8 protein-coding genes are annotated in these 12,472 nt (G+C 34.9%); 3 read left to right on the forward strand and 5 right to left on the reverse strand.

The window, feature by feature from the left end:
• Positions 1 to 91 precede the first annotated feature (91 nt).
• Complete coding sequence (locus prwr041_RS10645; protein WP_207153755.1) at positions 92 to 1,096, forward strand: hypothetical protein; 1,005 nt, start codon at positions 92 to 94, stop codon at positions 1,094 to 1,096.
• A 104-nt stretch (positions 1,097 to 1,200) separates the two neighbouring features.
• Here prwr041_RS10645 and prwr041_RS10650 read toward each other — a convergent pair whose 3' ends face one another.
• The 5 genes from prwr041_RS10650 to prwr041_RS10670 all read right to left on the reverse strand — a co-directional run bounded on the left by prwr041_RS10650 (position 1,201) and on the right by prwr041_RS10670 (position 9,042).
• Entirely contained in the window at positions 1,201 to 2,355 is a 1,155-nt protein-coding gene (locus tag prwr041_RS10650; protein ID WP_207153756.1) for a Rid family hydrolase, read from the reverse strand.
• A gap of 26 nt (positions 2,356 to 2,381) precedes the next feature.
• A complete protein-coding gene (ccsA, locus tag prwr041_RS10655) occupies positions 2,382 to 4,628 on the reverse strand; it encodes a cytochrome c biogenesis protein CcsA (RefSeq protein ID WP_207153757.1) in 2,247 nt (748 codons plus the stop codon).
• Between the two features lie 56 nt (positions 4,629 to 4,684).
• On the reverse strand, positions 4,685 to 6,394 hold the full coding sequence (locus tag prwr041_RS10660; protein WP_207153758.1) for a di-heme oxidoredictase family protein: 1,710 nt from the start codon (positions 6,392 to 6,394) through the stop codon (positions 4,685 to 4,687).
• An 82-nt stretch (positions 6,395 to 6,476) separates the two neighbouring features.
• Positions 6,477 to 7,685: an imelysin family protein gene (locus tag prwr041_RS10665; RefSeq protein WP_237072222.1), complete on the reverse strand. Its 1,209-nt coding sequence runs from the start codon at positions 7,683 to 7,685 to the stop codon at positions 6,477 to 6,479.
• Between the two features lie 40 nt (positions 7,686 to 7,725).
• A complete protein-coding gene (locus prwr041_RS10670; protein ID WP_207153759.1) occupies positions 7,726 to 9,042 on the reverse strand; it encodes a hypothetical protein in 1,317 nt (438 codons plus the stop codon).
• Positions 9,043 to 9,776: 734 nt separating this feature from the next.
• Here prwr041_RS10670 and prwr041_RS10675 point away from each other — a divergent pair.
• Together prwr041_RS10675 and prwr041_RS10680 are read left to right on the forward strand one after the other, a co-directional pair.
• The gene (locus prwr041_RS10675) at positions 9,777 to 11,435 is read left to right on the forward strand and encodes a DUF4153 domain-containing protein (protein WP_207153760.1); all 1,659 of its coding nucleotides are present in this window, start codon (positions 9,777 to 9,779) and stop codon (positions 11,433 to 11,435) included.
• Between the two features lie 79 nt (positions 11,436 to 11,514).
• Positions 11,515 to 12,471, forward strand: a complete 957-nt coding sequence (locus prwr041_RS10680; protein ID WP_207153761.1) for a helix-turn-helix transcriptional regulator — start codon at positions 11,515 to 11,517, stop codon at positions 12,469 to 12,471.
• The last annotated feature ends 1 nt before the right edge of the window (position 12,472 follow it).

Here is a 12,472-nt window from a genome sequence, read left to right on the forward strand (position 1 = left end):
AGGATTTTTTTTGTTTAAATCACAATTTTTGGGTATTGCAAATCACTTGATTTTGTAGTTAACTTTGCAGCTGTAAAGAATTTAATAATTTATGGCACAAGTAAGGTTCGCTTTTTTAGTTATTTTATTATATTGTGGTAATGATATTTTTGCTCAAAATGATTCATTGCGTCCTGTTGTTTTTACTGGTGTAGCAAATATGGAAGTTCGTTTTGGTCCAAATTGTATGGGTAATGAACAGGCATCTTTGAGTTGCCCCCATATAATAATAGGAGGTAGGTTAAGTCTTTTAAATGGATGGTCTGTGACATCCGAATTTGAGTATGAACATTTGTATGAGAATCATGAATGGAGTCATAATTTAGACAACGAATTTTGCACTAATACTTTATACGTTACTAAAAGTTTTACGGAGGCGTTAAATGTAAAAGCTGGTATAGTTGGCATTCCTGTAGGTATGACAAATAGTAGAGGACCTGCGCTTACGATAGATGATCCAGAGAGTGAAGCAGACATACTTCCAATGGTGTGGCATGAATCTGGAATATCTTTATTTGGTGAATATAAAAGGTTGGCATATTCTGTAACAGCGACTTCTTATCTTAATACATTTGAGGTGCTGGGATTAGCGGCTCGAGCAGATTATCGTGTTGCTAAATCTTTAAGATTGGGCTTTAGTGGGTATATAGGAAAAAGATGTCATGGAATGATAGGTAGGGAAACCTCAGAACAATATTCATGTGCATCTTTGAATTATCTTTCGCTTGATATGGATTATTCTGTTAATGGTTTTTTATTAGACGGTTCAATGATATATTGCAGTGTCGGTAACGGTAAATCTTTTGGGTGTGAATGTGGATATGACCTCATGTTTAATAGCGATGATTCAAAATTCCATTCTCAAATAATTCCTTTCTTACGTTATGACTATGTATGTAGTAAGTTTTTGAATAACACAAAAAAATATACTCTAGGAATGAATATAGTCCCTATTCCGAATCTGATATTCAAGACAGAATATGGTATCCGTGATTATGAATGCTTAGAAACTAGTACTCAATTTGCTTTAAGTCTTGGGTACACGGTCAGCTTCTGATAAAAGTTTATTTATCGCATACAACCAGAAAATTCACGAAGTGATATCTGTTGATAATATCATTTCATGAATTCTTTTCTTAATATTTTGTTTATGTGTTTAGTTTAAAACGTCCTGAATTGTTTGTTTACAAAGTCTTTAACGCCAATACATTCCATTTCGATTAACCAACCAGGTCTGCAAACAGATGCATTGACAATTATGCATGGAACGTTTTTATATTTATGGTTAAACATGTTTTTAACAGTCATAAAATCAGCAATATCACGTAGATATACAATCATTACACCTATATCTGTAAAGTCCATATTAGCTTCTTTTAATAGAGCTTCTACATTTTCAAGCATACACCGAGCTTGCCCCTTTATGTCTCCTAGATGTAGAATATTACCATTGTTATCAATGCTTGCTGTTCCAGAGATATAAATATGTCGTCTGTCTCCATAGTCAATATATGTACCTCGTTCAAAGCTTACACCATATTCGCTTGTGCGGTTCATACAATCTGGTGCATAAACGTATTTCATTTGATCTTGCTTTAGTCCATTTATAGAATATGCGTCCATTTGGACTAATATTTTATGATTTGATTGCCGTCCACCAATCCCTGTACTTGATATGTAATGTGTCTTAGGTGTTAAACCTTGAGTCATGAAAATGTCATTACGAGCTTTTACGACTCCTTTATAATTATTATCAATATCATTTATATAGAACCAAGTCCTTACGCAATTATCAGCAAGAGTGCATCCTGTTTCAATAAGTTTCATTACGTAGTTTTGAAGTATAATACGTGTTTGATATTCCGAATTAAATTCTAGTTTGTTGTAATTCCCTAACCAGAGATGTGTATACGTATTATGCTCTACTCTATATAATCCATTTCGTAAAACACGCGTCTTAACCCCTGTTATCATATAAGTCCATAGTGCTACTTTGCTCCCGTCAATAGGTGGTTGCTGAATCACAGAAATAGCACAGTCACTAGTCTCCATATTATAAACTTCATTTTCTTGATTTGCGGAATCACTAAGGAAGTATCTCTTAAAAACGGCAACAGCATTGCCTGAAATATTAATTCTAACTTCATTGTATGCGTTAATCAATGTTTCAAATTGTTGTTTGAAATTTAGTTCTGTATTTGTTACATGAACCACAACATGATATTCTCTAGCTTCCGTGTTGTTTGCAAAGCAGAATACTTCTGCATACGCATCTTTTAGTTTTATTGTATCTTTGACTGATTTTTCTTGTAGCATATTTGTTGTTATTTATTAAGTTACTTTTAGGCATAAGAGTGCATACCTCCTAAAAAGTAGTTTACTCCGAAATACGTCATGAGTATCATTGCAAATGCAACCGTAGTGTATATATGATAATATAATGGACTATTGAATACAGGTAATGATTTCTTGTGTAATACAATTGCATAAAACATAAATGTAATCAAAGCCCATACTTCTTTTGGATCCCAACTCCAGTATTGTCCCCACGAAATATTAGCCCAAATTGCCCCCACGAAGATTCCTATTCCCAATGCAGACATGGCAGGATATAATAATATTTTTGACAGTAAGTATAATGATGATAGTTGATTATCAATTATAGTCTTTTCATCATGCTTTATTCTATGTGTAACATATAATATCAACGCTGTCAACCCGCATATAAATGTAAGTGACAGAAGAGCGAATGACATCATAATTATTGATACGTGGATGCTCAATAATGGTGATGACAATACTGGCATGATAGGGGTAATTTGAGGATCCATTTGCCCTATATGTGATACAAGAAGAAAGAAGCCAGACATAAGGAATCCGAAAGTTATAAGAATTTTAAACCGATGATAAAAAATTAGTGAGAACAGCATAACAAACCAAGCCAATAACAGCATCGTTTCGTATCCATTTGCCATAGGTATATTCTTACTAATTATCCATCTCAATATTTCACAATATGTTAATGCTATAAACGATAAAAGCATTATTATAATAGATGTATATGATATTATTTTAGTAATATGTCTGTTGTTTTTTATACTAGTTAATCTGTAAATACTATATAATAGAGTTATAAATCCCATTGTAATATTAATCATAAATAGAATATTGGCAAATGGAATTCTATTATAAGTAAGTTCTGCAATAACCTGTGTTACTGAGGGTAATGTATTTCCTCCGTTTTGTTCTTGATATATTCTTATTTTAGCAATCAACGAGTTGAATTGATTATAGTTTCCTGAATGTGCTGACTGATTTAACAAAGTGAATATATTTTTGACAAACATAGCCTTGTCTGTGTCCATACTCTTCGGAACTTGTGCTTTAGGACTATACCATATAATATTATCCCCTTTACCGTAAGGAAATATCTTAAATGGTTCTCCATGTCGAAGCGACATTATCAGTTGCACTTTATCATCAATTTCAATGATGGCTTTATGTAGTTTGTCATGATTACCTTGATAGTATTCCTGAACAGCAGGTCCGAGTATGTACCCACCTAGATTCTTATCGAAAAGTTGATTGATAGAAATGTATTTAGGTAATCCAAAATACTTTCTAAGCGTATTGTCTTTTATTTTGATAATAGGTTCATTCTTCCATTCATCATTCCAAAATATAAATCCTGTCAAGACTTGCTCTGCTGAATAGTCATTATACGATGAGCTTCCGTAAAGCTTTTCCGTAAAATCTATTGCAAATGTTTGAATCGGACATATTCTATTGTTGTACATAATGTCTAGTTTGCCAAATTTATTAGCAGAGATATCAGGTAGCGTCGATGCGGCTTGTGTTACCGAAGAAAATCCGCATAGAAACATGATGCACAACATTCCTTTTTTAAGCAAAGGAGATTTAAGCAGTTTCCGATACGAGCCATTAGGATCTATTAGTAGCCATATTAACGAAAAGAAAAGTAATGCATAGCCTGTATATGAAATGGCTATACCGTACGGATCAGAGTTTATCGTGAGATACGTTCCGTTTCCATCATCGTCGTATGAAGTTTGATATAACCTTACGAAATTATATGTAAAAATGTTGTTAATAGAAATGTATCCATCTTTACTTTGTTTGTCATCTGTAATAGTGATATACGAAATATAATCTTTGGGCGCCGATGTGCCATTATTATATATTATATTAAAATTGTTGAGCCGTATGTTGAATGGCAGAGTTTTTATTTCTTTGCCATTGTTCACTATATATTGATTTGTCGTTATACCCTTTCTTATATGGACAAGTCCTTTAATCGCAAACAAATGTGTGATGAGTGCACCTGTCAATATCACGATAAATGAAGTATGTAGTAGCAATAGGGTTGCAGAATGCATGCGCATCTTTATTATATATGTTATTGTCCCTATAGCTAATGCACCCCAAAGCATACAAAACCACCACGAACCATAAATATGCGTTGAGACAAATTGTGTACCTTTTGAATATTCTATGAATGTAGCTGCAGCCATTACTATGATGATAGTAACATATAATGTAGTGATAGATCTTTTTATTTTTTGCCTCATTTTGTTTGTATTTAAGCCCGCCAATATATATTGACGGGCCTTATAGTTAATTTTGATTATATTGCATTTATGAAACTCACAACGGCATCTCTATCATCTTTAGGTAGATTATAGAATTTTTGTGAAGCTCTGTATGCATCACTGTTCTTACTGTATCCATGCCACATGATTGCTTCAACTACGTTTCTGGCTCTACAGTCGTGCAGCCTGTCATGAGCGCCAGTTTCCTGATAGCTAAGTCCTCTTCCCCATAAAGGAGTTGTGCGACACCAGCCTGAGCGTATGTCATTTTCCATGTGTAATCTGTGTTGAACCATGTCTGTATATGGCCATATCTTCTGATGGGCGTATCTTGGTAACGGTCCTTGATTTCTAACAATATAGTCTTTCCAATATTCGTCATTACCAGTAGTCCATGATGGACGATGGCAAGCTGTGCATCCCATAGAATAAAATAGAGTTTTGCCTCTTTTTACTTTATCTGTATTTAGACCACGTGCTTTTGGTACAGCTAATCCTCTGTGCCATACCATAAAGTCATAATAGTCTTGGTCACTCATTTCCTCGCCTTTACTATCGTTGTTTACAAAGTATTTTTCGTATGTCTGTGAGTCTGTTCTTGAGTTTAGTCCTAGTAATAGGTTTACTAGATAACTCACGCTATCCTTGCTTCCGTCTGCATAATACGGATGTAGAAGAGATGTTTTTGTAGCACCATTATCTTGAATATACTTTATGACATCTGGATTTTCAGACATTGCTTTTGCCCATGCTTTTGTTGTGTATAGATAATGTCTGTCACTGCGTGTCACGTTTGTTATATTCCACATAGCATTAGCTCCAGGTCCATCTTGTAATGATCCACGAGTCAAAGCATAAGTGAACTTTTTAATGCGTTTGTCTCCATCAGCAAGCGTATACCATGCACTAGAAGCCCACGTCTTTGATGCTGCATCCCACATTGCTGGATTTAATGTAACGTAAGGTGATTCGTGAGCATACTGCATTTGCAGCGAATCATCAGGAATTGCATCTAGAAGTGCTGTTCCATAAATACCAATAGTTGATTCAAGACGAACTTCATAGTTGTCTGGCTTAGGATCTGTGTTAAATGCTGATTGAGGAATAGTCACATCTGGATATATGAGATCATAACTTTCACCATCAGCAAATTTATTATTGTGTTCGTCGGTAGCTTTCTTCCATTTTATACTAATCTGGCTTTCGTCGATAGGAGCGAGGAATGGATCCATCGCTTTTGTTTGAGGCATACCTGTAACCTCCGAAATATAACTGTTTGCAGCATACGCATTGCCGTTAATGTCTGTTCCTGCTGTAGGATGATACACAACAAGTAGGTATCCATTTCCCATATCATTGGCTTGATAACGTTCCATGCGTTTGCCATGACCGTATGATGGATGACAATACATGCAGCTGGATCTTACCAATGCCGGTCCTAAACCACGACGTGGCTGCGTGTTCAGTGTAAAGTCGTTCTCAAAAAATGTTTCTCCCTTTTTAAACGTTTGATACATTCCGTTGTTTTCTACATACGGAGACGGATTGGAATAACATCCCTCTTCATTTGATGTTGTTCCAAGTTCTCCGCCTGGATTCCATTCTGCAGCCGTAAACACATTGTTTGCTGAATCTATACCTGCGTTTGGATTGACAATATCAGCAGTGTCATTGTCAGTACATGAGAATATAGTTATTGTTGACAGTCCTATGAATAAAGTTTTGCTGATTTTTGATAATTTCATAATGTGGGTATTTAATAGTTTAAAGGAGAATGCCATATTAAATGGCAAACTCCTTTTCTAAATAAAAAATAATTATGACGGGTTATTTATTTGTTTTCTGTACAAACTGGTCTGCTGCACTTAATGCATCGCTAAGTTCCTGGCATGCAGAAATAGCTTTAGCGCATTGTGCATTCTTATAATTATTTACGAATGGTGCTGGGATTGCTTTTATTTGCGCCAATGCATTTGTTATGGCCGTTTCAACACGCTTGCCAGTTTCTGCTTCATATTTAGCAAAATAATCATGGAATGATTTTCCGTTGCTGCGATTATTTGCAGTTCCACCATACCAAATATTTTCAATACTGTGTATGTTGTTTTGGAAATCAATAAGTGAGTGTTGACTATATGGTGATTCTATGTAGCTAACGTCAGCACCAGAGTATGGATTGTTTATTTTTGTGTTACCAACTTCGTCTGCAATTCCTGCTGATCCATGATCACCGCTAAGAATAGCACTTACTGTGGCTTTGACAGATGTATATGTACTACCGCTGTTTCCTGCATTCTGTAGGTCATATCCGTATGCCTTTTCAAGGTCAGTTGTGTATGCCTTTCCAAGATTTTCAAGTATGTCGAAATGACTTTTTGGCGCGTTCTCATTCCATGCACATTCCAGTTGATACACGCTGTTGCGCAAGTCTTCTGATACGGCAGCAGCAAATTCTATTTCACGGCTACCACTTACAGTTGTGAAATCCATTCCGTCTTGATTGTATGTATCTTTACTGTTAAGCTCTTGTGCATTTCTGCTTTTTCCGTCACGGAATAATATAAACTCAATTCCATGAAAGCCGATAAGACTTTGATCATAATTGCTTGCAGTTGCAATGCTGTTATTACTTGTCAGCAACTTCTGTAAAGAAGCAAGGTCCAGCGGCCATGAGTCTATATGTGGATCAATGCTGAAGTGTGAAGCTGCACCAAGCAGAAAAGCCTCGCTGCGTTCATAATTGCTTCGTGCATTTAGAAATATCTTGCATGCGGCATCTACTTGTGTCTGAGTAATGTTGCCTGTTTTCATTGCAGCCAGTGCCTCGTACAATTGTGAACAACTGTCAGCAAGAGCTTTATAGGTCGGGTTTATTGTGTTGTTCACGTCTGCTGCAATAGCTTGTTGTAGCAATTGGTCTCCCTCGCTTAAGGTTGTAGATGATGTTTTGTTGTCATCATCAGAACAAGATGACATTCCGTATGTGAATACGGTACATAGCAGTAATGCCATTGAATAGTGTGCTAATTTTTTCATTTTCTTTGTTTTTAATTATTACAAATATTTATATGTAGTTTTATAAGAAGAATCCTTCATACGCAATCCCTATCGAGAAAGAAGGTTCATTATTATATCCGCTTTGTAGAAGTCTCTTTGAGTATTCTGCTTTGATGGCAATCTGTGAAATAGGGTAGTAGTTGATTCCGAAAGCCATACGATTCTTTTTCGTGTATGGATACGCAGGCTCTTCTGATGTAGGTATATATGAATTGTAATATTCATAATGTCCGAATACATAGAATTTTTGTTTATCTTGTCTTAGTTTCTGAATCTGCGAAAACACATCCCATCCAGCCTCTATGCCTGTAGCGATTGCTGCTTTACCAACATAATCTCGATTGAAAGGGGATGTCTTGGTCTGTCTTCCGGTAAGCAGTCTCACGTCGTTAGCATCGCTAAGATGTCCGTAGTCAAAGTTTCCTCTTACAATCCAGTTATGGGCGTTATATGTAAAATCAAATGTGCCAATTGTTACTGCACCTTTTAAGTTTCTTGAACTAGCCTCGTCACTTGCCTCTCTGCCAAGAGAGTTGTCTATGCTATGACCATAATATCCACTGACTCCAAGCCTTAATCCAGGTATAGAGTAATTGTCAATTCTTAGCGCTACCGCATATTTGTTTGACGGTTCAAATTCAAAAGCCGAACTTCCACCTTTTTGTATCCAGTTGTCACGGCTGAAACTCAATGCGTTCAATCCTGCTAGGAACTGTAATTCATATTTAAATTTCCCGACTCTTCCCCAAATACTAGCTCCAGTCTGATGCCATGTGCATGGAAATATAGTAGCTTCGCCTTCCGGTCTATATACAGTAAAGAAGTTGAGTGGCTCATGATGCGCATTAGTAAGTCCTATTGGAACAACAATGTGTCCGAAACGAATATTCAATCCACGTGAAAATGTCTTTTGAAGCCAGAATTGTTCAAGCTCAACTTCTCCACCTTTCTCAACTTCCTGTTCCCATTCTCCACTTTCTTCATATTCTTTTTCATAAGAGATTCCTGTTCCTCCATGTTCAAATTCAATCTCTGATCCCATAGTCCAGCCTTTGCCGAAATCATAGCTTAGATATATTACAGCATGTGGAATGTCAAATTTTCCATGACTTGGATCATTCTTGTATGCACTTGCTTTAGAATACCTATAAACATTATCACTATAGAATTCGCGGCTATAAGCCACTTCACCATATCCACCAACACTAAGCTTTTGTTTGTTGGCATGATTCATGACACTGTCTGAGGTTGAAACTTGTGCGTTAGAAGTGCTCGGAATAGAAATGCCTATTCCTGCTAATACGCATGCTGTAAATACATGTTTTAAATTATTCATTTATCTTTTTATTAGTTATCATTTATTCTATATTAAATCCCAGGTTGATTACTTATTTTTATAAGTTCTCAAGCCTGGGATACGTCATTGAAAGGTGTCTTACATTTTGCAGTCTCGTATTAAGGCTAGTTCTGTAGTGTAAAGAATTTGTTATAGCATAGTCTTGAAAATACGTGAATGTCAATGTTTGTCACATTCCAATTTCGTTTCGTTTGCAAAGGTAATGTCATTATGGATATTGCGCAATACTCAAAAATTAGTAAAAATAATATCATCATATTTAGGTATGCCTTTGCTGATATCTTAATGCCATTTGCCTTAAATTTAAATTCATAATCTCTAGGTATTGCAGCTGTAAAATAAATAGCCTACCTTTGCCAATGTAAAAATTATCATTGATATCATGTTGGCTTTTATTGTAATATAATATGTAAATGAAGATAATGAAAACTTGTAACTGTAATATTTATAATAGGATTCTTTTGGAAGTTTTAAACTTTAATGTTTGATTTCTTTAGAGAAAAAGAACGATAAAAATTAATAATGTTTTTGTACTGTATAGGGCTGCCTGTGAGGGTAGCCCTATCTTATTTATGATTATTTGATTTTGATGGATAATGTTAAAACTTAGTATAAATAAAGAATAATGTCATTATTTTTAATATCTTTGTACTCATAATAGGCATAATTGCTTATTTGAATTTACGTCAAGATTAATTTAATACATTAGAAAAATGGAAAAACTAACATTAGAAAAACTCAAAGACAACTTCATACTTAGTTGCAAGCGCTTTCCAATTAGCATATTTTTCCTATTATGGTTTACAGTAACTTTAATTTACTTTGGTTTAGGTAAAAGCCGTGATGCTCAGTTTTTTAATGTATTCTATTCTGGATCAGCTGCACTATTGACCTGTGTTCTTCGTCTTTGGGAGGAAGAAGTTGATGATTTGAAGCGATGCCGTATTATTCAAGGGGCAATACATGTGTGTTGGTTAGCGGCAGCTGTTTATATCAGTTTCTATTGTGATATGAATCTAACTGTGGAATTTAGTGTATTTGCTTTATCATTTACTATTGCTATAGCATTTTTTATTGTTCCTTTCTTCAAGGAGAACGATGATATTTCATTATGGAATTTTACTTATCATACATTCCTTACATTTGTTTTATCATTTATCGTAGCTCTGATTCTTATGGGTGGCGTAATGTTGCTTTTAGAATCTTTCACGCAATTATTTGGTGTAGTCTTGTGTTCCGATGCTTACTATGATGTAGCAGTTGTATGCAATGGTTTTATTGCACCTTTCCTATTTCTTCAGCTTATTCCCAAGCATGATAAGATGCATAAAGATTCTGTGAAACGACTTCCTAAATTTATGTATGGTATCATCCATTATCTATTTATTCCTCTTACAATAGCCTATCTTATCACACTCTATGCTTATGCTGCAAAGATTATTTTTCAGTGGGAATTACCTGAAGGGTGGGTATCATGGCTTGTAACAGCTTTGATGACTTTGATGACAATCATTATTGTTGCAGTTTATCCGTCTCAGTTCAGCGATGGACATGATGTAGACAAGAAGATAGTTAAATGGCTCCCGATGTGTGTATTGCCACTCTTGTTATTGATGTCAATTGGCATATTACGTAGAATCAGTGATTATGGTATAACTGCAAATAGACTCTATATATCCTTATTCAATCTGTGGTGCTATGGAGTATGTGTATGGTTAATTGTCAGTAAGGCTCGGAGAATCGTTTGGATTCCAATCTCGTTCACTGTCTTGCTTTTGCTTTCTTCTGTTGGACCACAAAACTTTTCAAGTTTGGCTTTTTCTTCTTTGAAATCTGATGTAATAAAAGGGTTAAAGATGGCAAAAGTTGCAAAACTTCCAATGGATATTACTACATATAAAAAATGGATTAAACAGAAAGATGCCTCAATGAATGATATTATCAGCAACATTTATTATCTTAAATCTCAGTATGGTAACAAGGTGTTGACTGACATTGCAGATTCAGTCACTCTTATGAGAATTAACTATTTCAGCGCAGATAAGAGCATCAGTGATATAGAAATTAATAATATTTGTGATGATAATGCTTTAATAATTCCTAGTGGTTATAAGCATGTAATACCTTCTTATAATTATCTTTATAATAGGGTGAAAGTAGACGGAGATAAAATCAGTTTCATTGTTGAGTATGAAATTAATGGTAAAAAATTGAAGTTGCCGATAGATGTTTCAATTAAAAAGATGAAGAGTATAGAGAATTCAAAATACATTGTACCTGTCAAATGTAGCAATGCAGTATTATATTTTTCATCGTTTTCTTTCTCTGAAGACACTAAAATGTTGTCTTTTTGTGCAACAATCTTCTATTGATAATACCTACAAATGATTATTGTGATTATGATTATTTTTATGTAATTTTGCAAACGATAATAAATAACATTCTATAGAAATGAAAAATCAGAAAATGTATGAGGCTGACGATCAGATGATTTCCCTTATAAGAGATAATTATAATATATTGCAAAGCTTGGGTGGTTTCGGCTTAAGCCTCGGCTTTGGTGATAAAACTGTGAGGCAAGTCTGTGATGAACAAAAGGTAGACTGTTATACATTTTTAGCCGTTGTGAATTTTACAATCAATGGATATGCTGATGTAGATAATGAGGATCGTCTTTCATTACCTACGCTATTGCATTATCTTAAAGCTAGTCATGACTATTATCTGGGTTTTCAGTTACCTTTTATACGTAAGGAGTTAGAGGATGCCCTTGATAAGACCGATAATTTGGCTATGCTGATACTTAAACTTTATGATGAGTATGCACGCGAAATACGAATGCACATGCGTTATGAAGAGAAAACGGTGTTCCCTTATGTAGAATCATTGATTCAAAATCAGTCATCTGTAAGTTATGATATTGACACTTACTCAAAGCATCATAGCCAGATTGACAAACAATTAAAGGAATTGAAGAATATTATTATCAAGTATCTGCCAAGTGATGAGTTGCACAACAATCAGCTCACAGCTACATTATATGATATATATAATAATGAGGACTGGCTGAGGCAGCATTCAAAAGTTGAGGATCACATCTTTATACCAGCCATAAGACGTTTGGAACACAAGACAAAACAGAATGATGTCTCTGTTAAGATATCAAACATGATAAATAAAAATTCAGAAGGTAATGAGACGATCAGTGATAGGGAGAAAGATGTTATAATAAGTCTTGTTCAGGGAATGAGCAACAAGGAGATTGCTGATCATCTGTGTATTTCAATAAATACCGTTATTACGCATCGCAGAAACATTGCCAGAAAGTTGCAGATTCATAGTGCTGCCGGACTAACTATTTATGCTATTGTAAATAATTTCGTTGATATCTCTGCGGTAAAACTATAAT

The sequence above is a fragment of the Prevotella herbatica genome (assembly GCF_017347605.1).
GTDB lineage: Bacteria > Bacteroidota > Bacteroidia > Bacteroidales > Bacteroidaceae > Prevotella > Prevotella herbatica.

What these genes read in the sequence shown, in the direction of transcription:
- ccsA (WP_207153757.1), bottom strand. Translation starts at nt 4,628, where the DNA reads ATGAGGCAAAAAATAAAAAGATCTATCACTACATTATATGTTACTATC.
- prwr041_RS10660 (WP_207153758.1), bottom strand. Translation starts at nt 6,394, where the DNA reads ATGAAATTATCAAAAATCAGCAAAACTTTATTCATAGGACTGTCAACA.
- prwr041_RS10665 (WP_237072222.1), bottom strand. Translation starts at nt 7,685, where the DNA reads ATGAAAAAATTAGCACACTATTCAATGGCATTACTGCTATGTACCGTA.
- prwr041_RS10680 (WP_207153761.1), top strand. Translation starts at nt 11,515, where the DNA reads ATGAAAAATCAGAAAATGTATGAGGCTGACGATCAGATGATTTCCCTT.
- prwr041_RS10650 (WP_207153756.1), bottom strand. Translation starts at nt 2,355, where the DNA reads ATGCTACAAGAAAAATCAGTCAAAGATACAATAAAACTAAAAGATGCG.
- prwr041_RS10675 (WP_207153760.1), top strand. Translation starts at nt 9,777, where the DNA reads ATGGAAAAACTAACATTAGAAAAACTCAAAGACAACTTCATACTTAGT.
- prwr041_RS10670 (WP_207153759.1), bottom strand. Translation starts at nt 9,042, where the DNA reads ATGAATAATTTAAAACATGTATTTACAGCATGCGTATTAGCAGGAATA.
- prwr041_RS10645 (WP_207153755.1), top strand. Translation starts at nt 92, where the DNA reads ATGGCACAAGTAAGGTTCGCTTTTTTAGTTATTTTATTATATTGTGGT.